This window comes from Cupriavidus laharis, from assembly GCF_914271435.1.
In the GTDB taxonomy this organism is placed as follows: domain Bacteria; phylum Pseudomonadota; class Gammaproteobacteria; order Burkholderiales; family Burkholderiaceae; genus Cupriavidus; species Cupriavidus laharis.
Window position 1 is genome coordinate 178,977 of the sequence record NZ_CAJZAI010000006.1, and the last position, 21,678, is coordinate 200,654.

Consider the following 21,678-nt stretch of genomic DNA (forward strand, 5'->3'; position numbering starts at 1 on the left):
ACGCGTGCTGCTAGCGGCGCAGCTTGCTCGCGAACTTCTCGCGGAACTTGGCCAGCTTGGGCGAGATGACGAAGGCGCAGTAGCCCTGGCTCGGATGGTCCTGGTAGTAGTTCTGGTGGCTGACTTCGGCGCGCCAGTACGGCTGTTCCGGCTCGATCTGCGTCACGATGGGCGCGTCGAAGGCCTTGCCGGCGACCAGCTCGCGCATGACGTACTCCGCCACGGCGCGCTGCGCCTCGGAATGGGTGAAGATGACGGAGCGGTACTGCGGGCCCACGTCATTGCCCTGCCGGTTCAGCGTAGTCGGGTCATGGATAGCAAAAAAGATCTCGATGATCTCGCGGTAGGTAATGACTGCAGGATCGAAGGTCACGCGCACGACTTCGGCGTGGCCGGTGTCGCCTTCGCAGACCTGCTGGTAGCTCGGGTGGCTCACGTGGCCGCCGGTGTAGCCGGACTCCACCGCGCGTACGCCGTTCACCTGCTGGTACACCGCTTCCAGGCACCAGAAGCATCCGCCACCCAGCGTCGCCGTATCCAGTCCGTGTTCCATGTTCGCCGCTCCCCCGGAATCCATCCGTTGTGTCAAGGTATCGACCTCAAGCATAAGCGCAGATAAGGCACTTTGCCTGCGGGTTATCCAGGCCGGGCGAGCACTATTGCTGCCCCGCCAGCGCAGCGGCTTTCCAAACCCGTTACAATTCTCAAGAATCTGCCGCCGATAGGACACATCGTTGCATGGCGCGACATCGAGGCGCGGGCCCGAAAGTATCTCGCCGCCAACGTTGCCTGCCACACCGACGCCAGCACGCACCTGGCCTGATCTTGTCCCTGTCGCCGCGACCCCCAACTATGAATCATCATGACCGCCAGTGGAGCCCTTGCGATGGGCATGCCTGAAGCCCCGCCGCGGGAGGCCGGCCAGGCCGCTTCGCCGGATTTCGATTCGCTGCATTTCCGCCGCACGCTGTCGCAGTTCGCGACCGGCGTGACGGTCATTACGACGCGTGCGAGTGCCAGATCCGTGGCGGCCGGAGCCCCCCCGTTCATCGGCATCACGGCCAGTTCGTTCAATTCCGTGTCGCTGGATCCGCCGCTGGTGCTGTGGAGCATGGCCATGCGTGCCAACAGCCTGCCCATGTTCCGCGACGGCTCGCACTACATCGTGAACGTGCTGTCAGCGTCGCAGCTCGACCTGTGCAAGCGCTTCTCCACGCTCAAGGGGGACCGCTTCGCCGGCGTGGACTACCGCCTGTCCGAAAACGGACTGCCGATCCTGAGCAATGCGCTGGCCTGGTTCGAATGCCACAACCGCAGCCGCTACGACGAAGGCGACCACATCATCTTCGTCGGTGAGGTGGAGCGCTGTGGCGTGCTTGAGAGCCACGAGCCGCCACTGGTATTCCAGAACGGCATCTTTTCGACCACCACGCCACTGGAAGACTGACGGCCGCAGCGCGCCGCCCTCAGCCCCACCGTTCAACTTCCCGCGGGATCCGCGGCCCTCAGCACGGCCAGTGGTGAACTGTCGGTCTTGATCCGCTGCAGCACGATGTTGGAGCGGATATCCATCACGCCAGGCGTGCGGTACAGCCGGTTCACGATGAAATCCGAGTAGTGCTTCAGGTTGCGCGCCTGCACACGCAGGATGTAGTTGCTGTCGCCGGTGATGATGTAGGCCGACAGCACCTCGGGCCATGCCTGCACCGCCGCGATGAAGGTGTCGTGCCAGCCTTCCACATCGTGCCGCATCGAGACCTGCACGATCGCCTCCAGCTCCAGCCCCAGACGCTCGGCGTCGAACCACGCGCGGTAACCGCCGATCACGCCGGATTCCTCCAGCAGCCGCACCCGGCGCAGGCACGCCGACGGCGACAGGGCCACGCGGTCGGCCAGGTCCTGGTTGCTGATGCGGCCGTGCTCCTGGAGGCACTCCAGGATGCGCAGATCGATAGGATCAAGATTCATTCGAATATTTCAGCGCTGCTCATACAATTATTCGAATTTTATGCGAAATCATCACCTTTATACAGTGGATTTCGCAAGCCTCTTGCTGGTTTTTTTGACTATCATGCCGTCATCGAGGACGACATCGGCGCCGCCCTGCGGCAGCCGTGCAGACATGACAAACCGCCCCGCCACGCCCACCGACAGCCGCAAGCTGTGGGACATCAGCCCGCCGCTTTCGCCCGCCACGCCCGTGTGGCCTGGCGATACGCCGTTCCAGCAGGAAACGGCCTGGCAGATGGATGAGCACTGCCCGGTGAACGTGGGCCGCATCACGCTGTCGCCGCACACCGGCGCGCATGCGGACGCGCCGCTGCACTATGCGGCGGACGGTGCGCCGATTGGCGCCGTGGGGCTGGAGCCCTACCTCGGGCGTTGCCGCGTGATTCATTGCGTGGGCGCGGCGCCGGTCGTGGCGCCGCACCACGTGGAGCACGCGCTGGACACCCTGCCGCCGCGCGTGCTGCTGCGCACCTATGAGCGCGCGCCACTCGACCAATGGGACGCCGGCTTCTGCGCCGTGGCCCCCGAAACGATCGCGCTGCTCGCCGCGCACGGCGTGCAGCTGATCGGCATCGACACGCCGTCGCTGGACCCGCAGGAATCCAAGACCATGGACGCGCACAAGGCCGTGCGCCGCCATGGCCTGGCCATCCTGGAAGGGCTGGTGCTCGATGCCGTCGCCGAAGGCGACTACGAACTGATCGCGCTGCCGCTGCGCTTTGCCGGGCTCGACGCCAGCCCGGTGCGTGCCGTGCTGCGCAGCCTGGACTGAACACCCCCGCAATCCTCTGTATCTTTCCGACATGACCGCACTCACCCGCGAGCAATGCCAGTTGCTCGACCAGCAAGACCCCCTGCGCGCGCTGCGCGAACAGTTCGCGCTGCCTGATGGCGTGATCTATCTCGACGGCAATTCGCTCGGTGCCCGCCCGCGTGCTTCGACCGCCCGCGCCGCCGAAGTCGTCAGCGAGGAATGGGGCACGGGCCTGATCCGCAGCTGGAATACCGCCGGCTGGTTCGAACTGCCGCAGCGCCTCGGCAACAAGCTGGCCCCGCTGGTTGGCGCCGGCGAGAACGAAGTGGTGGTCACGGACACCACGTCGATCAACCTGTTCAAGGTGCTGGCCGCCGCGCTGCGCGTGCAGGCCATGCGCGATCCGTCGCGCAAGGTGATCGTGTCCGAAGCCAGCAACTTCCCGACCGACCTGTACATCGCGCAAGGCCTGGCCGACCTGCTGCAGCAGGGCTATTCGCTGCGCCTGGTGAACTCGCCGGCCGAGATCGACGCCGCCGTCGGCGCCGACACCGCCGTGCTGATGCTCACGCACGTGAACTACAAGAGCGGCGAGATGCTCGACATGGCCGCGCTGACCGAACTGGCCCATGCGCGCGGCGCGCTGACCGTGTGGGACCTGTGCCATTCGGCCGGCGCCGTGCCGGTGGCACTGAATGCGTCGAACGCCGACTACGCGATCGGCTGCACCTACAAGTACCTCAACGGCGGCCCGGGCTCGCCTGCCTTTGTCTGGGTTGCACCCGCGCTGCGCGATGCCTTCTGGCAGCCGCTGTCGGGCTGGTGGGGCCATGCCGCGCCGTTCGCGATGGAGCCGCAATACCGCCCCGTCGATGGCGTGCGCCGCTTCCTGTGCGGCACGCAGCCGATCACGTCGATGGCGATGGTCGAATGCGGCCTCGATATCTTCGCGCAGACCGACATGGCTGCCCTGCGCACCAAGTCGCTGCAGTTGACCGACCTGTTCATTGCGCTGGTGGAAGAACGCTGCCGCCACCATCCGCTCACGCTGGTCACGCCGCGCGAGCACGCGCGCCGCGGCAGCCAAGTCAGCTTCGAACACCCGGAAGGCTATGCCGTGATGCAGGCGCTGATCGAGCGCGGCGTGATCGGCGACTACCGCGAGCCGCGCATCATCCGCTTCGGCTTCACGCCGCTATACACGAGCTTCACCGAAGTCTGGGACGCAGTGGAAACGCTGCGCGATGTGCTGGACACCGAAACCTACCGGGCCGAGCGTTTCCACGCACGCGGCGCAGTGACCTGAGCGGAGACACCATGAACGAATTCAAGGGATGCCCGATGTCGGACGCTGCGCGACAGAAAGGGCAGAACGAGCAGGGCGACAACTGGCATGGCGCGCAGATGGACTTCGCCAAGGACATGAGCTATGGCGACTACCTGGGCCTGGACCAGATCCTGAGCGCACAGCACCCGCTCTCGCCGGACCACAACGAGATGCTCTTCATCGTGCAGCACCAGACCACCGAGCTGTGGATGAAGCTGATGCTGCACGAGCTGCGCGCCGCGCGCGAATCGGTGCGTGAAGACATCCTGCCGCCGGCCTTCAAGATGCTGACGCGCGTGTCGCGCATCATGGACCAGCTCGTACAGGCCTGGAACGTGCTGGCCACCATGACGCCGCCGGAGTATTCGGCGATGCGCCCCTACCTGGGCATGTCGTCGGGGTTCCAGTCGTACCAGTACCGCGAGATCGAGTTCATCCTCGGCAACAAGAACGCGGCCATGCTGCGTCCGCATGCGCACCGGCCGGAGCACCTGGCACTGGTGGAAACGGCACTGAAGACGCCGTCGCTGTATGACGAGGCCATCCGCCTGATGGTACGCCGCGGCTTTGCCATCGACGCCGGCTGCGTCGAGCGCGACTGGACCCAGCCGACCGCCTACAACGCCTCTGTTGAAGCCGCGTGGCTCGAGGTCTACCGGAATCCGAACGCGCACTGGGAGCTCTACGAGCTGGGCGAGAAGTTTGTCGACCTGGAGGACTCGTTCCGCCAATGGCGCTTCCGCCATGTAACCACGGTCGAGCGCGTGATCGGCTTCAAGCGCGGCACCGGCGGCACGGAAGGTGTCAGCTACCTGCGCAAGATGCTCGATGTAGTGCTGTTCCCGGAGCTGTGGAAGCTGCGCACGGACCTGTAAGCCGCAACCTCCGGCGGCAGGTCCGGCCTCAGCCGGCCGGGTCCGACAGCCGCGCGGCCAGCGCCTTCAGCGCCGGTGCCAGCGTCTCGTGGAACACGGACTCTGCCACGGTCCCGTACGATGCGCTGCAGCTAAGCATGTGCAGTTCCTTCTCCCCCACCGGCCGGAATGCCACCGCACAGGCATGGATGGCCGGATGCCAGTCGCGGAACGACGACGCGTAGCCGCGGCGTTCCGCCTCTTCAAGCGCCACACGCGTTGGCGTTTCCTGCTGCTTCCATTGCTCCGGAAAGGCCTGGCTGAACTCTGCCAGCACGCGTTCGCGCCGGGCCGACGGCAACGCGGCCAGATAGGCGCGCCCCATCGAGCTCGACACCAGCGACAGCCTCGACCCCACACCGAGCCCCAGCATCACGCCAGCGTCGTTACGGATCGACTCCAGATAGGTCACCTCCATGCGCTCGCGCTTGCCGAGCGACACCGATACCCCGTACGACTGCGCAAACGCGAGCATATGCGGCCGGGCCAGCGCAACCACGTCAGAGGCCGAGAGATAGGCGTAACCGAGCGCCAGCACGCCCGCATCCAGCGCGTACTTGCCGAGGCTCTCGTCATAGCGCAGGTAGCCGAGCTGCACCAGCGTGCCTGCCAGCCGGCTGACGGTGGCCTTTGGAAAGCCCGTGCGACGCACGAAGTCCTGGTTGCCCAGCATGGCCTCGCCGGTGCGGAAGCAGCGCAGCAGCTCCAGGCCGCGGGCCAGCGCGGTGACGAAGTTCGGATCGCTCTCGCGCGCCGCGGCGGGAGTGGTGTCGGGAGAAAGGCTGCTCAAGGCTGGCTCCTGTAGAGCGTCCGGGAGTTCCGGCGCCACGCGCGACAATCGAACACACCGGTGTTCATCCCGCTTGCATGGCGAACGCATTGCGATATACTAATTCAACGGAACACAGTTCCGCAATGCGGAACTTAAAAATTCCACCGATTCCCTGGATTGCCGCTGAGGCGGGCGCGCCACAAAGCGCCTGGCAGCGGTGCCCCCGCTCTACCAAAGGAGACCTGCATGGCTGCCAACGCCGAATTCCACTGGGCCGATCCCCTGCTGCTGGACCAGCAACTGACCGCCGATGAGCGCATGATCCGCGACGCCGCCGCGGCGTATTGCCAGGACAAGCTGATGCCGCGCGTGCTCCAGTCGTTCCGCAATGAGAAGACCGACGTGGAAATCTTCCGCGAGATGGGCGAACTGGGCCTGCTCGGCCCGACCATCCCCGAGCAATATGGCGGCCCGGGCCTTAACTACGTCAGCTACGGCCTGATCGCACGTGAAGTCGAGCGCGTGGATTCGGGCTACCGCTCGATGATGAGCGTGCAGTCCTCGCTGGTGATGGTGCCGATCTATGAATTCGGCACCGAAGCACAGAAGCAGAAGTATCTGCCCAAGCTGGCCACCGGCGAGTGGATCGGCTGCTTCGGCCTGACCGAGCCGAACCACGGCTCGGACCCGGGCTCAATGGTGACCCGCGCCAAGAAGGTCGACGGCGGCTACGAGCTGACCGGCGCCAAGATGTGGATCACCAACTCGCCGATCGCCGACGTGTTCGTGGTGTGGGCCAAGCTGGCCGGCGACGACGGCAAGGAAGACATCCGCGGCTTCATCCTGGAAAAGGGCTGGAAGGGCCTGAGCGCCCCGGCCATCCACGGCAAGGTCGGCCTGCGTACGTCGATCACCGGCGAAATCGTGCTCGATCAGGTCTTCGTGCCGGAAGAGAACATCATGCCGGGCGTGAAGGGCCTGAAGGGTCCGTTCACCTGCCTGAACTCGGCCCGCTACGGCATCGCCTGGGGCGCGCTCGGCGCCGCAGAATTCTGCTGGCATACCGCCCGCCAGTACACGCTGGACCGCAAGCAGTTCGGCCGCCCGCTGGCCCAGACGCAGCTGGTGCAGAAGAAGCTGGCCGACATGCAGACCGAGATCACGCTGGCCCTGCAAGGCTGCCTGCGCCTGGGCCGCATGAAGGATGAAGGCACCGCGGCGGTGGAAATCACCTCGATCATGAAGCGAAACTCGTGCGGCAAATCGCTGGACATCGCCCGCGTGGCACGCGACATGCTCGGCGGCAACGGCATCTCGGACGAGTTCGGCGTGATCCGCCACGTCGTGAACCTGGAAGTCGTCAACACCTACGAAGGCACGCATGACATCCACGCGCTGATCCTGGGCCGCGCCCAGACCGGCCTGCAGGCTTTCTTCTGATCGAAGCCGATCCCTTGTGGACAGGTACTCCGCTATATAAAAGGTTCTTCGCCGATCTGCGTGACCGTTTAGAAACAAAAAGGCCAACACGCCCACCACTGTTATCTTGGAGTTGCGACACAACAAGAATCAGGAAGGTGGAGGTTGGCCCTGCACAATTGTATGGCCCAGCTCGGCTGCTGGGAAGGCTATCGCATGTGCGATAGCTGGGAAGAGACCCGTAACGGGCAGCGTATTTGCATCATCCGGCTGGAACCTAAAGAGCGCCGAAGGCGGTGCTGCGATGGCTGTGGTCGCCGCGTTAGCAGTATCCACGACCGGGTAGAGCGGCGCGTGCGGGATTTACCAGTGTTCGATATTCCGGTGGAGTTGATAGTCCCTCGACTTCGTCTGGCGTGCCGGCAATGTGGCCCGAAGCTGGAGCGCCTGGACTGGCTCGCACCCTATGCGCGGGTAACAACGCGGCTAGCCGCCAGCGTAGCGCGACTGTGCAAGGTCATGTCGTTGCGCCATGTCGCGGGCTTCTACCAATTGGCCTGGACGACGGTCAAACGGATCGACCTGCGCCATCTGGAGCGGGAACTGGGGCCGGTCGACCTGAAAGGCGTTACCGTGATCGCGATGGACGAGTTTGCTATCCAGAAAGGCCATCGCTATGCCACGGTCATCGTCGAGCCATCGAGCAAGCGGGTCCTCTGGGTTGGGCGCGGGCGTTCGCGAGAGGAAATCCGGCCCTTCTTCGAGTTGCTTGGCCCTGAAGGCTGCGCCCGGCTTCGTGCCGCGGTGATGGACATGAATACCGCCTACGACCTTGAAGTGCGGATGCACTGCCCACACGCGGAGGTTGTCTATGACCTGTTCCATGTGGTGGCCAAGTACGGTCGTGAAGTCATCGACCGCGTCAGGGTGGATGAGGCTAATCGGCTACGCGGCGACAAGGCCGCCCGTAAGGTGGTGAAGTCTTCTCGCTGGTTGCTGTTGCGCAATCGGGAGAACGTCACCCGTGAGGCCGATCAGATCCGGCTTGATGAAATACTGGCTGCCAACCAAGCGCTGATGACTGTCTACGTGCTCAAGGACGATCTCAAGACGCTTTGGACATACCGGCATCCCGGCTACGCCCGACGTTTCTGGCAAGGGTGGTACGAGCGAGCAATGGCCAGCGGCATCGCACCTCTGTGCCTGTTCGCCAAACGCCTCAAGCCATACCTGCCAGGCATCCTGGCTCATAGCCGCTGGCCGTTGGGAACCAATCTGGTGGAGGGCATCAATAACCGGATCAAGGTCATCAAACGGATGGCCTATGGCTTCCGTGATGACCATTACTTCTTCCTGAAGATCCGGGCGGCCTTCCCCGGAAATCGGTGAAGAACCTAAAAAAAGCCCGGCTGCGAGGCCGGGCGAAGCACACTACCAAGGAGACGACGAGGCTGCCCCCGTCGATAAAACACCTGTTCTGAACGCCGGCCCCGCACCATGCGGGGCCGCGTTCATTTGTTCGGTTGCGGCGTGAGCCGCAGGTAAGGCCGCACGGCCTTGTAGCCCTTCGGGAATTTCTCGCGGATCACCGCCTCGTCCTTCAGCGACGGGACAATCACCACGTCGTCGCCGTCCTGCCAGTTGCCCGGTGTGGCCACGCTGTGGTTGTCCGTGAGCTGCAGCGAATCGATGACGCGCAGGATCTCGTTGAAGTTGCGCCCGGTGCTGGCCGGATAGGTGATGATCAGGCGAACCTTCTTTTTCGGGTCGATGACGAACAGCGAGCGCACCGTCAGGGTCTCGTTCGCGTTCGGGTGGATCATGTCGTACAGCTGCGAAACCTTGCGGTCGCCGTCGGCCAGGATCGGGAAGTTGACCGTGGTGGACTGCGTTTCGTTGATGTCCTGGATCCAGCCCTTGTGCGACTCGACGCCGTCCACCGACAGTGCGATGGCTTTCACGCCGCGGCGCGCGAACTCGTCCTTGAGCTTCGCAGTCAGGCCCAGTTCCGTGGTGCACACCGGCGTGTAGTCGGCCGGATGCGAAAACAGCACGCCCCAGCTCTCACCCAGCCAGTCGTGGAAGCGGATGCGGCCTTCACTGGAATCCTGCTCGAAGTCGGGGGCGAGGTCGCCCAGACGCAATGCCATGCTCTGTCTCCTGAAAAAAGCGTGGAACCAGAGTATCTGGATTGCGATCGAACCCAAACGAATATAAAGTCACTACAAAATCACTCCCAGTCATATAGCGCTGCGCCCGGGCGTGCGCAGCGATGAAGCACGACATGCCCTTGATGGCGACGTGGTCTTGAAACCACGGGTACCCGCCACATATGCTAAGTAACAGACAAGACGTGCCGTTACTCTCGCAATCAAGGCAAAATGTCAGAAACCGCACAATACGAACCAACCGCCCGCAAACAGGAGAAACTGATGAGCGATGTCAAGACCGTTCTGTCCGACGCCGAAGAACTGCTGAAGCAAGCGGCGTCGACCACCGGCGAAAAGGCTGCCGAACTGCGCGAGCGTGGCATGGGCCTGCTGAAGCAGGCCAAGGAAAAGGCCCAGGACCTGCAAGACGCCGTGGTCACCAAGAGCAAGGCAGCCGCGCGCGCGACCGATGACTACGTGCACGATCACCCGTGGCGTGCGGTCGGCGTCGCAGCCGGCGTGGGCCTGCTGATCGGTCTGCTGCTGAACCGCAAGTAAGACTGGCCCCGCTCGCGGCGCGCTGGCGCCGCGGCAACACAGGCATTGCCCGTCACCGCGTACGGGCTGCCCTTAGCCCGGGCCGGAGCACGATGGCTTGTGCCTCCCGGGCTTCGCCCGCTGAAAGGCGCGGCCGGCGAATGCCGGCGCGCCGCTTCCTCGCCGGAGCCGCATGAGCGAACCCTCTTCCTCCCCCAAGTTGCTCGAGTCCGTACGCAACCTGGCCAGCTCGCTGGTTGCGATGATCCAGACACGCCTGGAGCTCGCCAGCGTCGAATTTGCCGAGGAGCGTGCCCGGCTGATGAAGGTCGGCTTGCTGGCCTGCTTCGGCCTGGTCTTCTTCGGCATTGCGCTGGTGACCTTCACCGCGCTGATCGCCATCCTGTTCTGGGACACCTACCGCTGGCAGGCCCTGGTCGCGCTGGTGGTCGCCTACCTGGTGCTGTCGGCCGGCTGCCTGGCATTCGCCCGCCACCTGGTGCGCACCGCCCCGCCGATGTTCGAGGCAACGCTGGCGGAAATCGACAAAGACCGGGAGACCCTGCGCCGATGAACACTCCGGAATCCGCGCCGGGCGCCGGCAAGCCGCCCCGCCGCGAGCACCTTCGCCCCGTGCGCTACGCGCGCGAAGTGCGCCTGCCGCTCGACGTGCGCAAGGAACTGCTGCTGACGCGTGCCGAGCTGGAGCGCCACGACCTGCTGAAGGCCTTGCACGAGGTCCGAGGTGGGGCCAGGCGCCTGGGCAGCTTCGCCAACTGGCTGCCGCGCGCGGTACGGCCGGGCTCGTGGATGAAGGTACTGGGCCTGGCGCATGACTATCCGCTGCTCAGCACTGCCGTCACGCTCGCGCTCCCGCTGCTGCGGCGCACACCCCTGCTGCGCTGGACGTGGAAAGCGTCCAAGCTTGGCGTCGCCGCCGGTGCCGCCTACTGGGCCTACAACACGTGGCGCCAGGCCAAGAGCCAGGCAGTTCCCCCCGCTGACACCGGGCCGGCCAAGGCACCGCTGGACACCGGCTTCCGCGACCCGCTCGTACGTTAGCCCGGCACCGGGACAACCAGATCCAGCCCGTCGTCAATGACAGCGGGCGCCGGGCGCGGCCTGGGGGCAAACGGCACGGGCGGCGCAATGTAGTGCCCTTGCACCAGGTCCACGCCAAGCTCGCGCAGGCGCGCCAGCATGGCCTCGCTCTCCACATACTCCGCGATTGTCTTCTTGCCCATCGCATGGCCCATGCGCTGGATGACTTCCACCATCACCTGGTTGACCGGATCGTCGAGCATCTCTCGCACGAAACTGCCATCGATCTTCAGATAGGCCGCCGGCAAGTGCTTGAGGTAGATGAACGACGACATGCCGGCACCAAAGTCGTCCAGCGCAAACACGCACCCGAGCGCCTGCATCTCCTCGATAAAGTCCGCTGCCTGCGTCAGGTTGGAAATCGCGGCGGTTTCGGTGATCTCGAAACAGATGCCGCTCAACGCGATGCCGGCGCGCCGCGCCTGCTCGCGGACAAACGCCGGGAAGCGGACATCGGCCAGCGAAGATCCTGACAGGTTGATCGCGCACAGCGCGATATCGTCGGGCGCTTCCGCCCGTCGTCGCGCCAGCGCGTCAAACGCGGTCTCGACGACCCAGCGGTCGATCATCGGCATCAGGTTATAGCGCTCGCAGGCGGGTACAAATGCCATGGGCGGCACGAGCTGGTTGCGCTCGTCCACCATGCGCAGCAGCAGCTCGACATGGCGCCCGGCGCGCCGGTCACCACACAGTGCGACGATTTCCTGCTCGTAGAGGCAGAACCGTCCGGCAGCGAGTGCCGCGTGCACGCGGCTGACCCACTCCATCTCGCCGTGGCGCGCCTGCACCACACTGTCCTGCGGATGGTAGACCTGCACCCGGTTGCGGCCGTTCTCCTTGGCCACGTAGCAGGCGGCGTCGGCAGCGCTGAGTGCTTCGGCCACGCCGCCGGTGCCGCCATCCAGCGCGACCAGGCCGATGCTGGCCCCGACGGCGAACGTGCGCTGCCGGTGCGTGAAGCGGAACCCGGCCACCGCGCGCCGCAGTGCCTCGGCCAGCCGTTCGCCGTCCAGCGCGGTGCAATGCTCAAGCAGGATGCCGAATTCGTCGCCACCCAGCCGCGCCAGCGTATCGCCCTTGCGTAGCTGGACGCGCATGACCGCCGCCATTTGCCGGATCAGCTCATCGCCGGCGGCGTGGCCGCAGGTATCGTTCACAACCTTGAACTGGTCCAGGTCGAGGTACATCAGCATGTGCGTGCCACCGGTATCCCGGATCCGCGCGATGGCAGCCGCCAGGCGGCGCTCGAATTCGGTCCGGTTGGCCAGGCCGGTCAGCGCATCATGGCTCGCCTCATGGGCCAGCCGGGCGGCGTGCTCGCGCTCCTGGCTGACGTCATGCAGCACCACGACGACGCCGATGGCCTGCGCCGCGCGGTCACGGATCAATGCGACCGATGGCTTCACGGCCACCATGCGCCCGCCTCGGCCGGCCAGCAAGGCGGTCGTGCCCGACCAGCGCTGTTGCAGCGCCAGTCCGACCAGGTTGCGCAGCGGCGACTGGCTCCCCTCGTCGCACAGGGCACATACTTGTTCGAGCGGCCTTCCCCGCGCCTCTTCCTCGCGCCAGCCCGTGAGCGCTTCGGCGGCCGGATTGAGCGATTCGATGCGCCCCCAGACGTCGGTGGTAACCACGGCCTCCCCGATCGCCTGCAACGTAACCTGGGCACGCTCCTTCTCGGCGAACAGTTGAGCCTCGTAACGCTTGGGCTCCGAAATATCAGTGAGCGAACCGGCCATGCGCGTGGCCCGTCCGTCATCGCCGCGTACCTGCCGGCCGCGCGCACGTACCCACAGATATCCATTGCCGCTCGTACGCAGCCGGAACTCGGCGTCGTAGGGCTCGCCACGGCGCAGATGCCGTGCGAGCTGGTCGTCGAATGCATTAAGGTCAGCGGGATGGAGCAGGCCGAGCAGCGTTTCTCGCGCATGCGGCAAGGCATCTGGCTCGAATCCAAGCATCTGCGCGCAGCGCGGCGAGAAATACAATCTGCCGCTGCGCATATCCCAGTCCCACAAGCCATCGTTGCTGCCGCCCACGGCCAGTTGCAGGCGCTCCTCGCTCTCTGCCAGGGCCTCGCGCAGGCGCCGCTCGCGCCGCAGCCGTCCTTGCGACAACAGGATCGCCGACAGCAGCAGCCCGACCGCCACGACAACGACGCCGACGGTGAGCCAGCGCGTGACGCGCCGTGACGCCTTGCCCAACTGGCGCGAAAACGCCGATTCCAGCGGCGTCAGCCGCGCATCGATGGCCACGATGCCGCGCAGCACCGGGTCGACGCATGCGATGCCGCAGCCGGGCTGCAAGGTCAGCTGCCGCAGCACCATCGCCTGTTCATTCAAGGCCGCGATCTCGCGGTCACCGTCTGCCCAGATCCGGATCGCCGCTTCGACCTCCTCGACATGGCGGAAATTGCGGTAGAGACGGATGATGCCCGGTATGTCGTCGGAATGGATCGCACCGGCAAGAAAGCCGGCGCGCGCCACCTCGTAGTTGGGCTGGTCACGGTCCAGCTCGATACGCGCCCTGTGGTCGCCCATCGGAACGGCGATGTCCGAGAGGTAGGCCTGGAAATCGGCCTCGTCGCGATCCTCGCCATAACGCAGCAGATGCATGACGGCGTTCTTCTGGCCCTTGGACCATTCGCTTTCGCCCGCGGCAAAGGCACGCACGGCGGACAGGACATCCACGCTGGCGATGGTAAACAGCGCCAGCGCAACGACCACGGGAACGAACGGCCAGATAACGCGCAATGCATGCGCATCGCCCGGCAGAGACTTGCCTGCTTGCCGCATAGGACTTCCGACGGTTGGGGCGCTGACGGCGTGGCGGCACCACCAATGCTGCCCGGGACACGGTCGATTGTCCGTTGCGGGGGCAATGAAGTCTCTAACTCGAAAAGGTTATTACGGGCCGCTCCACACTCCAGAGGGGAATGGCTTGAGAACGGCGTCCGTGTGGTGAGCAACGGCGGCGCAATTCGGTGCGTGGCACAAGCAAAAAGGGCCTGTGACTTGCGCCACAGGCCCTTCGAAATACTGGTGGGTCGTGCGTGACTCGAACACGCGACCAACGGATTAAAAGTCCGCTGCTCTACCGACTGAGCTAACGACCCGAAAAAACAGAACGGCGATTATAGTGACACACTTTCGGATGTGTCAAGCATAGGCGCCGACTCAGGCGAATGCCATGCGATCAAGACGCCATATCTGGTAGCGGAACGCCAGCACCGCGCCCGCCAGGATGCCACCCAGCGCAATGAACGAGCCGATGGCCAGCGTCGACACCCCCGACAGCCCCTGCCCGACCGTGCACCCGAGCGCCGTCACGCCGCCGGCACCCATCAGGATGCCGCCGATCATGTGGTTGGCCACGTCTTCCGCATTGCCGAACCCTTCCCAGCGGAAGCTGCGCGTGGCCAGCGCATAGGCCGCCGCACCCGCAATCACGCCAAAGACGCTGACGATGCCAACGGTCAGCACCTTGCTCTTGTCGCTGAACATCATCAGCCAGTCGAGCGTATAGGCGTACGGAGCGACGAAGCTCAGGCTTTCCATGCGGCCACTGTTGGTGGCTACGAACAGCTCTTCCAGCGTATTGGGATCTTCGGCCACATAGCCGATGTGCCCCGAGACGTACCACATGGCGACGATGATCAGACCGACGCCGACGCCACCAAGCACGTTGTCGAATGTGCGGAAACCGCGTGCGGCCAGCGCCCACACCACGAGCGCGCCACCAAGCAGCAGGCCCAGGCCGAGTTGCAGCGCGCCGCGCGCCACGCCAGTGCCCTGCGACAGCAGCGAAGGCAGGTCTTGCGTGGAAGCAAGCGTCACCGACACGGCATCCACGGTGTTGACGCGCACCACGCCGAACAGTCCGCGCAGCGTCATATAGGCCGACAGCCCCAGGAATACGAACACTACCAGCGACTTGAGGTTGCCCGCGCCGATGCGCACCAGCGTCTTGCTGCCGCAACCCGACGCCAGCACCATGCCGAAGCCGAACATCAGCCCGCCGGCCAGTGCCGACAGCCAGCCGAGCTTGCTCGCGGCGTAGATGGTCTTGGTCGGATCGATCAGCCCGGCCCAGGCAAGCACGCCGGTGCCGATCATGGCCACACCGATGGCCAGGCCCCACATGCGCATGCGGCTCCAGTCACCCATGTTGACGATGTCCGAGACCGCACCCATCGTGCAGAAATGCGTGCGCTGCAGGATGGCGCCGAACAGGAAGGTCAGGACGAAAGTGCTCAGCAGCACGGTGCGCGAAAGCGCGGCGATATCGATCTCGGGCATGTCGGGGGCAGTGAATGGGGCTGGTGGCGTGCTCAGGCGTTCTGGTAGCGGGTCGGGTCGGCAACACCGGCCGCCTCGAAGCCGGCGCGGCGGATGCGGCAGGAATCGCAGACGCCGCAGGCACGGCCGTCATCGTCCGCCTGGTAGCACGACACCGTCAGGCTGTAGTCCACGCCGAGGCGAATGCCCGCGCGGATGATCTCGGCCTTGGTCATGTCGATGATCGGCGCATGTACGCGGAACCGGTCGCCCTCCACGCCCGCCTTGGTGGCGAGGTTGGCAAGCGTCTCATAGGCCGCGACATACTCGGGGCGGCAATCCGGGTAGCCCGAATAGTCCACCGCGTTGGCGCCGAAGAACAGGTCGCGCCCGCCGACGGCTTCGGCCCAGCCGAGCGCCAGCGACAGCATGATGGTGTTGCGCGCCGGCACATAGGTGATCGGGATCCCCGACGATGCGCCGTCAGTTGGCACCTCGAGCTTGTCGTCGGTCAGCGCGGAACCGCCGAAGCGGCGCAGGTCAAGGTCGACGATTTCGTGGCGGACGGCGCCGAGCGCGCTGGCCACGCGCTTGGCGGCCTCCAGCTCGGACGAATGGCGCTGGCCATAGCGCATCGACAGCGCATAGGTCTCGAAGCCCTGGGCCTTGGCCATGGCGAGAACGGTGGCGGAATCAAGCCCGCCCGAAAGCAGGACAATGGCGCGTTTGGTCATGATGGCAGTCGCGCCGCGCAGGCGGCACACGAAAATTGCAGGCGAATCGCGTATTTTAGCGCGACTAAGAGAAAGGGCCCGCGTTTAGCGGGCCCTGCAATCTCTGTCCGGTGCCGGCCAGGCTTACTTCAGGGTCTTGAGCCGGTTGGAGGCGGCCTGCGCCCCTTCGGTACCCGGATACTTGGCCACCACCTGCTCCAGCGTCTTGCGGGCCGCGGCCTTCTGGCCGGACTCGAGCTGGTTGTTGGCGATGGCGATCATGGCATCCGGCGCCTTCGGGTGCGTCGGGTTCGCCTGCAGCATGTTCTGCAGCACCGCGGTCGAGCCCTTGTAGTCGCGCTGCGCATAGAGGGAGTTGCCGAGCCAGTACTGTGCCAGCGGCAGGTACGGGCTTTGCGGGTACTTCTTGACGAACGCGGCAAAGGAATTGCCCGCGGCCTTGAAGTCGCCGGCCTGGAACTGCTTGAGCGCGGCGTCATACTCGGGCTTCTCGTTCGGCTGCACCGTGCCCTCGCGGCCATCCACGGTGACCTGCTGCGGCTCGAACTTCTTCAGGCGCGCATCCAGGTCCGCGTAGTAGTCCTTCTGCTGCTTCTGCAGCGCATCCACCGTGTTCTGCAGCACCTCATTCTGGCCGCGCAGCCGGGCGACCTCCTGGCGAAGGCCTTCCAGCTGGTTCTGGATCTCGATCGTGGTACGGCTGTTCTGCTCGATGCGCTGCGTGGCGGTCGCCTGGAAACCGTTGAACTGGTCGCGCAGGGTGAGGACCGCACGGCGCGCCTCGTCATCGTCGAACACGCCGGCACGGGCCGGGGCAAGGGGCAGCATGGCCGCGCCAGAAACGGCGGCAAGCCACAACAGGGTGGAAACGCGTGCTTTCATGGATGGCCTGTACGCGGATCAGATCAGTAGTTGATATCGGCGCGGCGGTTCTCAGCCCAGGCGGCCTCGTCGTGGCCCGTTGCCTTCGGCTTTTCCTTGCCCAGGCTCACGGCTTCCATCTGGTTGTCGGGCACCCCCATGGTCGCCAGCGAACGGCGCACCGCTTCGGCGCGCTTCTGGCCCAGCGCGAGGTTGTACTCGCTGGTGCCGCGTTCGTCGGTGTTGCCCTGGATCAGGATCTTGCGGCCCTTGTTGGAGCCCAGGTACTTGGCGTGCTGGCCCAGCATGCTCTGGTACTCGGGCTTGACGCTGTAGCTGTCGAAATCGAAGTACACGCTGCGCTTGGCCAGCGGGCTGTTCGGGTCGTTCAGCGGGTCGCGCGAGACATCCACGGGCTGCACGGTACGGGCGTCGGCACCAGTGCCGCCCTTTGCGCCGGCATTGGCGGTATCGTCCAGCTTCACGCCGGAGCTGCAGGCGCCCAGGGCCAGCAGGGCGGCAACGGCAAGGGTTTTGGTCATCAGTTGGGGCATGGCGAGAGACTCCTGTTATCGCGTTATTGCATGAAAGGACCCCAGGACGGCTCGCGGACATCGCCGGACTGGAGGGACAGAACCTGCCGGGTACGCCCGTCAGTGGACACCGCCGCCAGGACAGCGCGGCCGCCCTGGCGGGTGGCGTAGAGGATGTACTTGCCGTTGGCGGCAAAGCTCGGCGCTTCGTCATTGGCCGTATCGGTCAGCGAGGTGACGTCGCCGTTGGTCAGGTCCTGCAGTTGCAGCTTGAAGCCGCCCGCACGCGTGATGTACGCCAGGTACTTGCCGTCCGGCGAGATCCGCGGGCTCACGTTGTAGCTGCCCTTGAAAGTCACGCGCTGCGCGCCGCCCGCTTCCTCGCCGCCTGCCGGCATGCGATAGACCTGCGGAGCACCGCCTCGGTCGCTGGTGAAATAGATGCTCTTGCCGTCAGGCGAATACTGCGGCTCGGTGTCGATCGCGCTGCTGCGGGTCAGGCGGCGGACGCCGGAACCGTCGGCATTGACCTGGTACACCTGGGTGTTGCCATCTCGCGAGAGCGCCACGGCCAGGTGCTGGCCATCGGGCGACCACGACGGCGCGCTGTTGTTGCCCTTCTGGTTCGACACCAGCGTGCGCTTGCCCGTGGCCAGGTCGTGCACATACACCACCGGCTTCTTGGCCTCGAACGAGACATAGGCCACGCGGCGACCATCCGGCGACCACGACGGCGAGATGATCGGCTCGTTGCTGGTCAGTGCGACCTGCGAATTCTGGCCGTCCGAATCGGAGATCAGGAGCTGGTAGCGGTTGCCGACGCGCGAGACGTAGGACAGGCGCGTCGCAAACACGCCGCGCTCGCCCAGCAGCTTCTCGTAGATGTAGTCGGCGATCTTGTGGGCCGTCACGCGCAGCTGGCCCTGGTTGACGTTGAACGCCAGGCCGCCCAGGCTCTGGCCCTTGACGGTGTCGTACAGGCGGAAACGAACCTCGTACTGGCCGCTGCCCGAAGGTGTCACGCTGCCGGCGACGAACGCATCGGCGCCGCGGCTCTTCCAGCTGCCGAGATCGACATTGGCCGACTCGGCCACCGTGGCGCCGCCCGGATCGACGTTGCGGAAACGGCCGCTGCGCGCGAGATCGCTGCGAATGATCGCAGTGAGGTTCTGCGGGGCCTGCGCCTCGCCCTGGAAGTTTGCGGTGGCGACGGGGAACTGGCTCGCGCCGACCCCGGAGATCTCAACGTTTAGTTGCGCCTGTGCGGCGCCGGCGGACAAGGCCAGCGCGGCGGCCAGCCAGGCCATCAGCGCGTGGCGGCCGACGAGCCGGTTTGCGGCTCGGCTTGCAGTCTGGTTTGCGTGGTGCCGCTTCGCGGACAGCCAGTTGGGGGCCCAAAGCTTTCGCATGCTGCTCCTCAGTCGATTTCAGGATTCGTCGGGCACGGCAGGCAGACAGCAGAACAGGCGTGGATGCGCACGGCGCATGCCCGTTCCACGTGCGCATCGCACGCTGCCGGCCGCGTCAGGCAACCTGTCATGGTAGCGGTGGGACTGGCACCGGTTAATGAAGGTTGCATTATGTTGCAATTCATGGCGCCTGGGTCACTTAGTCCTTGGGACGGAAAGTGATGGTGAAGCTCGCAGGCGCCTTGCCGTTCTCGTCGCGCGGCAGCGGGTCCGAGCGCTCGACGGCGCGCAGGACAGCGTTGTCCCACGCCGAATTGCCACTCGACTTGCTCAGCCGCGCGGACATCAGCGAGCCATCCGGCGCGAGCTGCACCGACACCACGGCGGTCGGGTTGCCCGGCACGTCTTCGGTGAACACAATATTGGGCTTGACGCGGCGGCGCACGCGGTCGGCATAGCCCGGGGAAGCCTTGCCGCCACCGCCGGCACCCGCACCGGCGGCGCTGCCCACACCGCCACCACCCTGGCCACCCGCGCCGCCGCCGGCCATGGCCTGCAGCCGTGCCAGTTCGCTCTTGCGCTGCGCATTGGCGGCGGCTTCACGCTTGGCCTTGGCTTCGGCATCCGCCTTGGCCTTCGCCTGAGCTTCCGCCTTTGCCTTGGCATCGGCCTCGGCCTTTGCCTTTGCCTGCGCGTCGGCCTTGGCCTTTGCCTCCGCCTCTGCCTTGGCTTTCACCCTGGCCTCGGCATCCGCCTTCGCCCTGGCCTTGGCATCGGCTTCCTTGCGCTCGCGCTCGGCTTGCTCGCGGCGCTGCTGCTCCTGCTGGGCGGCCTTCTTCTTTGCGTCTTCCTTGCGTTGCGCCTCCTGGCGCTCGGCTTCCTTGCGTTCGGCCTCTTTGCGTTCCGCTTCCTTCCGTGCCGCGTCCTTGCGCGCAGCCTCTTCGCGCGCGGCCTGCTCGGCGGCGCGGCGCTTCTGGCGCTCCAGCGCGATATCGGCGTCTTCCTCGACCTTGCTCTTCACCTCGGGCGCCGGCGGCACAGGGCGTGGCTGGACCACCGGCTCGGGTGGCGCAGGCGGTGGTGGCGGTGCGGTGGTGGCCGGAATCTCGTCCCAGAGCTCTGCTTCCGAGCCGACCGGCGTGCTGCTCTGCCAATGCACGCCGTAGTACAGCACGATGCCGAGCAGCAGGTGCATGAAGAGCGCGAGCAGGAAGGAACGCAGGGTTCCCCGCTCCTTCACCGGCTGGTAAGGATAGGCGGCAGCGGTCGTCATGGGGCGAGGCATTCGGACAGGCATCTCACGCAGGCGGCGCGTTCTACTTGGACTTCACCATCAGGCCGACGCGCTTGATGCCATCGGCCTTGAGCACGGACATGACGTCGAGCACGGACTCGTACTTGACCGAGCGGTCGGCGGCAATCACCACCGGCTGGTCCGGGTTCTCGTTCTGGCGCTGGTGCACGAAATCGAGCAGGCCGTTCTTGTCGAGCTTGCGCTCGAACGAATTGCCGGCGTTGTCCTTGCCGCGCGCGGTCAGCGCACCGTCCTCGTGCACGGTCACGATGATCGGCGGGGCCTTCTGTTGCGGCGTGGCATTGGCCACGGTCGGCAGATCGACGACGGCGGGGCTGACGATCGGTGCCGCCACCATGAAGATGACCAGTAGCACGAGCATCACGTCGATGTAGGGCACGACGTTGATCTCGGCACTGGCCCGGCGGCGCGATCCGCCGCGGCGCTGAATGGATGCCATTGCTGGGCTCCTGGGCGTTCAGTCGGTCAGCGGGTCTGCCGCTGCAGGATGTTCAGGAATTCTTCCATGAAGCTTTCGAACCGGATCGCCAGGCGGTCGATCTCGGTAGCGTAGCGGTTGTAGGCGATCACAGCCGGAATTGCCGCGAACAGGCCGATGGCGGTCGCCACCAGCGCCTCGGCGATGCCGGGGGCCACCGATGCAAGCGTCGCCTGCTGCACATTCGACAGACCACGGAATGCATTCATGATCCCCCACACGGTACCGAACAGGCCGATATAAGGACTGACCGAACCGACCGAGGCCAGGAACGGCAGGTGCGATTCCAGCACGTCCATTTCGCGCTGGTATGCCGCACGCATGGCGCGGCGGGCGGCGTCGAGCAGTGCGCTCGCTTCGTTGCCGCGCTCGCGTGCCTTGAGGAATTCGCCCATGCCCGACTCGAAGATCCGCTCGAGCGCGCCGGTATTGTGCCGGTTGTTCACCGCACTGTTATATAGCGCCTGCAGGTCGCCGCCGGCCCAGAAGTCGCGCTCGAACCTTTCCGTCTGCGTGCGCGCCGAGCGCAGCGCCAGGTGCTTGCGGAAGATATAGGTCCAGGAGAACAGCGACATGACGAGCAGCAGCGCCATGACGGCCTGCGCGAGCAGGCTGGCGTGGATCACCAGCGAAATGATCGACAGGTCTTGCGTGACGGTCACGGGATTCATCGGGCGGTCTTGATGGTAGCCAGGACAGGGGCGGGAATAGGAGACGGACGGAAAGTGCTTCGATCGACACAGCCAACGCGAATCTGGCCGCTGGCGAGCAAGGTCTCGCCGCGCCATGCCTCTTGCGCGAACTGCACCGAGGCCGGTCCAACGCGTTCGATGCGCGTGCGGATCTCAAGCTGGTCGTCGAGCCGGGCGGGCGCATTGTAGTCCACTGCCGTGCTGCGGACGATGAACACCACGCCGGCCTCATCGGCCAGCGCCTGCTGTTCGACACCAAGCGAGCGCAGCCACTCGGTTCGGGCGCGCTCGAAGAATTTGAGATAGTTGGCGTAGAACACTACGCCGCCCGCGTCGGTGTCTTCCCAGTACACCCGCAGGATCCAGACAAAGTTTGTCATGGCCGCGATTGTAAC

General features: G+C 65.4%; 23 protein-coding genes and 1 tRNA gene. 9 read left to right on the forward strand and 15 right to left on the reverse strand.

Annotated features, from left to right (window positions below; translation table 11 throughout):
- Nucleotides 1-10 precede the first annotated feature (10 nt).
- On the reverse strand, nt 11-553 hold the full coding sequence (gene msrA, locus LDO29_RS14545) for a peptide-methionine (S)-S-oxide reductase MsrA (protein WP_224080495.1): 543 nt from the start codon (nt 551-553) through the stop codon (nt 11-13).
- A 333-nt stretch (nt 554-886) separates the two neighbouring features.
- Here msrA and LDO29_RS14550 point away from each other — a divergent pair, with 333 nt between their 5' ends.
- On the forward strand, nt 887-1,447 hold the full coding sequence (locus LDO29_RS14550; protein ID WP_224080623.1) for a flavin reductase family protein: 561 nt from the start codon (nt 887-889) through the stop codon (nt 1,445-1,447).
- Nucleotides 1,448-1,479: 32 nt separating this feature from the next.
- Here the strand turns inward: LDO29_RS14550 and LDO29_RS14555 are convergent, their stop codons facing one another.
- Entirely contained in the window at nt 1,480-1,968 is a 489-nt protein-coding gene (locus LDO29_RS14555; protein ID WP_224080496.1) for an Lrp/AsnC family transcriptional regulator, read from the reverse strand.
- 154 nt (nt 1,969-2,122) lie between these two features.
- On the opposite strand from LDO29_RS14555, the gene kynB reads away from it, so the two are divergent.
- From kynB to kynA, 3 genes are read left to right on the forward strand one after another with little or no spacing between them, the layout of a single operon-like run.
- The gene (kynB, locus tag LDO29_RS14560; RefSeq protein WP_224080497.1) at nt 2,123-2,782 is read left to right on the forward strand and encodes an arylformamidase; all 660 of its coding nucleotides are present in this window, start codon (nt 2,123-2,125) and stop codon (nt 2,780-2,782) included.
- 31 nt (nt 2,783-2,813) lie between these two features.
- Entirely contained in the window at nt 2,814-4,070 is a 1,257-nt protein-coding gene (gene kynU, locus LDO29_RS14565; RefSeq protein ID WP_224080498.1) for a kynureninase, read from the forward strand.
- A gap of 11 nt (nt 4,071-4,081) precedes the next feature.
- Nucleotides 4,082-4,966 (forward strand): tryptophan 2,3-dioxygenase, encoded by an 885-nt coding sequence (kynA, locus tag LDO29_RS14570; RefSeq protein WP_396022667.1) that lies wholly within the window; start codon nt 4,082-4,084, stop codon nt 4,964-4,966.
- Nucleotides 4,967-4,994: 28 nt separating this feature from the next.
- Here kynA and LDO29_RS14575 read toward each other — a convergent pair whose 3' ends face one another.
- Entirely contained in the window at nt 4,995-5,795 is an 801-nt protein-coding gene (locus LDO29_RS14575; protein ID WP_224080499.1) for an IclR family transcriptional regulator, read from the reverse strand.
- A 228-nt stretch (nt 5,796-6,023) separates the two neighbouring features.
- Between LDO29_RS14575 and LDO29_RS14580 the strand changes: the two genes are divergently transcribed.
- A complete protein-coding gene (locus tag LDO29_RS14580; protein ID WP_224080500.1) occupies nt 6,024-7,217 on the forward strand; it encodes an acyl-CoA dehydrogenase in 1,194 nt (397 codons plus the stop codon).
- Between the two features lie 162 nt (nt 7,218-7,379).
- Nucleotides 7,380-8,585 carry an ISL3 family transposase gene (locus tag LDO29_RS14585; protein ID WP_396022668.1) on the forward strand — a complete coding sequence of 402 codons (1,206 nt, stop codon included), beginning with the start codon at nt 7,380-7,382 and terminating at the stop codon, nt 8,583-8,585.
- 122 nt (nt 8,586-8,707) lie between these two features.
- On the opposite strand, the gene LDO29_RS14590 is transcribed toward LDO29_RS14585, so the two are convergent.
- The gene (locus LDO29_RS14590; protein WP_224080502.1) at nt 8,708-9,346 is read right to left on the reverse strand and encodes a peroxiredoxin; all 639 of its coding nucleotides are present in this window, start codon (nt 9,344-9,346) and stop codon (nt 8,708-8,710) included.
- A gap of 231 nt (nt 9,347-9,577) precedes the next feature.
- On the opposite strand from LDO29_RS14590, the gene LDO29_RS14595 reads away from it, so the two are divergent.
- From LDO29_RS14595 to LDO29_RS14605, 3 genes are all read left to right on the forward strand, one after another.
- Nucleotides 9,578-9,904: a YqjD family protein gene (locus tag LDO29_RS14595; RefSeq protein WP_396022669.1), complete on the forward strand. Its 327-nt coding sequence runs from the start codon at nt 9,578-9,580 to the stop codon at nt 9,902-9,904.
- 172 nt (nt 9,905-10,076) lie between these two features.
- On the forward strand, nt 10,077-10,457 hold the full coding sequence (locus LDO29_RS14600; RefSeq protein ID WP_224080503.1) for a phage holin family protein: 381 nt from the start codon (nt 10,077-10,079) through the stop codon (nt 10,455-10,457).
- On the forward strand, nt 10,454-10,945 hold the full coding sequence (locus tag LDO29_RS14605) for a DUF3318 domain-containing protein (protein ID WP_224080504.1): 492 nt from the start codon (nt 10,454-10,456) through the stop codon (nt 10,943-10,945). The genes LDO29_RS14600 and LDO29_RS14605 overlap by 4 nt, the downstream gene beginning before the upstream one ends.
- Here LDO29_RS14605 and LDO29_RS14610 read toward each other — a convergent pair.
- The 11 genes from LDO29_RS14610 to ybgC form a co-directional block, all read right to left on the reverse strand.
- Nucleotides 10,942-13,779, reverse strand: coding sequence for an EAL domain-containing protein (locus LDO29_RS14610; protein WP_224080505.1), 2,838 nt, complete (start codon nt 13,777-13,779; stop codon nt 10,942-10,944). The genes LDO29_RS14605 and LDO29_RS14610 overlap by 4 nt on opposite strands.
- A 244-nt stretch (nt 13,780-14,023) precedes the next feature.
- Nucleotides 14,024-14,099: transfer RNA gene (locus LDO29_RS14615), tRNA-Lys, on the reverse strand.
- A gap of 61 nt (nt 14,100-14,160) precedes the next feature.
- Nucleotides 14,161-15,282 carry a YeeE/YedE family protein gene (locus LDO29_RS14620; protein WP_224080506.1) on the reverse strand — a complete coding sequence of 374 codons (1,122 nt, stop codon included), beginning with the start codon at nt 15,280-15,282 and terminating at the stop codon, nt 14,161-14,163.
- Nucleotides 15,283-15,314: 32 nt separating this feature from the next.
- A complete protein-coding gene (gene queC, locus LDO29_RS14625; RefSeq protein WP_224080507.1) occupies nt 15,315-15,995 on the reverse strand; it encodes a 7-cyano-7-deazaguanine synthase QueC in 681 nt (226 codons plus the stop codon).
- A 123-nt stretch (nt 15,996-16,118) separates the two neighbouring features.
- Nucleotides 16,119-16,877, reverse strand: a complete 759-nt coding sequence (gene ybgF / locus LDO29_RS14630; protein WP_224080508.1) for a tol-pal system protein YbgF — start codon at nt 16,875-16,877, stop codon at nt 16,119-16,121.
- A gap of 23 nt (nt 16,878-16,900) precedes the next feature.
- Nucleotides 16,901-17,410 (reverse strand): peptidoglycan-associated lipoprotein Pal, encoded by a 510-nt coding sequence (gene pal, locus LDO29_RS14635; protein ID WP_224080509.1) that lies wholly within the window; start codon nt 17,408-17,410, stop codon nt 16,901-16,903.
- 23 nt (nt 17,411-17,433) lie between these two features.
- A complete protein-coding gene (gene tolB, locus LDO29_RS14640) occupies nt 17,434-18,798 on the reverse strand; it encodes a Tol-Pal system beta propeller repeat protein TolB (RefSeq protein ID WP_224080510.1) in 1,365 nt (454 codons plus the stop codon).
- Between the two features lie 199 nt (nt 18,799-18,997).
- Nucleotides 18,998-20,095, reverse strand: a complete 1,098-nt coding sequence (gene tolA, locus LDO29_RS14645) for a cell envelope integrity protein TolA (protein WP_224080511.1) — start codon at nt 20,093-20,095, stop codon at nt 18,998-19,000.
- A gap of 19 nt (nt 20,096-20,114) precedes the next feature.
- A complete protein-coding gene (gene tolR, locus LDO29_RS14650; RefSeq protein ID WP_224080512.1) occupies nt 20,115-20,552 on the reverse strand; it encodes a protein TolR in 438 nt (145 codons plus the stop codon).
- 26 nt (nt 20,553-20,578) lie between these two features.
- A complete protein-coding gene (gene tolQ / locus LDO29_RS14655) occupies nt 20,579-21,262 on the reverse strand; it encodes a protein TolQ (protein ID WP_224080513.1) in 684 nt (227 codons plus the stop codon).
- Nucleotides 21,259-21,663, reverse strand: coding sequence for a tol-pal system-associated acyl-CoA thioesterase (ybgC, locus tag LDO29_RS14660; RefSeq protein ID WP_224080514.1), 405 nt, complete (start codon nt 21,661-21,663; stop codon nt 21,259-21,261). The genes tolQ and ybgC overlap by 4 nt, the downstream gene beginning before the upstream one ends.
- Between the last annotated feature and the right edge of the window lie 15 nt (nt 21,664-21,678).

Coding starts and splice junctions, on each gene's coding strand:
- msrA (WP_224080495.1), bottom strand. CDS start 553: ATGGAACACGGACTGGATACGGCGACGCTGGGTGGCGGATGCTTCTGG.
- LDO29_RS14550 (WP_224080623.1), top strand. CDS start 887: ATGGGCATGCCTGAAGCCCCGCCGCGGGAGGCCGGCCAGGCCGCTTCG.
- LDO29_RS14555 (WP_224080496.1), bottom strand. CDS start 1,968: ATGAATCTTGATCCTATCGATCTGCGCATCCTGGAGTGCCTCCAGGAG.
- kynB (WP_224080497.1), top strand. CDS start 2,123: ATGACAAACCGCCCCGCCACGCCCACCGACAGCCGCAAGCTGTGGGAC.
- kynU (WP_224080498.1), top strand. CDS start 2,814: ATGACCGCACTCACCCGCGAGCAATGCCAGTTGCTCGACCAGCAAGAC.
- kynA (WP_396022667.1), top strand. CDS start 4,082: ATGAACGAATTCAAGGGATGCCCGATGTCGGACGCTGCGCGACAGAAA.
- LDO29_RS14580 (WP_224080500.1), top strand. CDS start 6,024: ATGGCTGCCAACGCCGAATTCCACTGGGCCGATCCCCTGCTGCTGGAC.
- LDO29_RS14585 (WP_396022668.1), top strand. CDS start 7,380: ATGGCCCAGCTCGGCTGCTGGGAAGGCTATCGCATGTGCGATAGCTGG.
- LDO29_RS14590 (WP_224080502.1), bottom strand. CDS start 9,346: ATGGCATTGCGTCTGGGCGACCTCGCCCCCGACTTCGAGCAGGATTCC.
- LDO29_RS14595 (WP_396022669.1), top strand. CDS start 9,578: ATGTCAGAAACCGCACAATACGAACCAACCGCCCGCAAACAGGAGAAA.
- LDO29_RS14600 (WP_224080503.1), top strand. CDS start 10,077: ATGAGCGAACCCTCTTCCTCCCCCAAGTTGCTCGAGTCCGTACGCAAC.
- LDO29_RS14605 (WP_224080504.1), top strand. CDS start 10,454: ATGAACACTCCGGAATCCGCGCCGGGCGCCGGCAAGCCGCCCCGCCGC.
- LDO29_RS14610 (WP_224080505.1), bottom strand. CDS start 13,779: ATGCGGCAAGCAGGCAAGTCTCTGCCGGGCGATGCGCATGCATTGCGC.
- LDO29_RS14620 (WP_224080506.1), bottom strand. CDS start 15,282: ATGCCCGAGATCGATATCGCCGCGCTTTCGCGCACCGTGCTGCTGAGC.
- queC (WP_224080507.1), bottom strand. CDS start 15,995: ATGACCAAACGCGCCATTGTCCTGCTTTCGGGCGGGCTTGATTCCGCC.
- ybgF (WP_224080508.1), bottom strand. CDS start 16,877: ATGAAAGCACGCGTTTCCACCCTGTTGTGGCTTGCCGCCGTTTCTGGC.
- pal (WP_224080509.1), bottom strand. CDS start 17,410: ATGCCCCAACTGATGACCAAAACCCTTGCCGTTGCCGCCCTGCTGGCC.
- tolB (WP_224080510.1), bottom strand. CDS start 18,798: ATGCGAAAGCTTTGGGCCCCCAACTGGCTGTCCGCGAAGCGGCACCAC.
- tolA (WP_224080511.1), bottom strand. CDS start 20,095: ATGCCTGTCCGAATGCCTCGCCCCATGACGACCGCTGCCGCCTATCCT.
- tolR (WP_224080512.1), bottom strand. CDS start 20,552: ATGGCATCCATTCAGCGCCGCGGCGGATCGCGCCGCCGGGCCAGTGCC.
- tolQ (WP_224080513.1), bottom strand. CDS start 21,262: ATGAATCCCGTGACCGTCACGCAAGACCTGTCGATCATTTCGCTGGTG.
- ybgC (WP_224080514.1), bottom strand. CDS start 21,663: ATGACAAACTTTGTCTGGATCCTGCGGGTGTACTGGGAAGACACCGAC.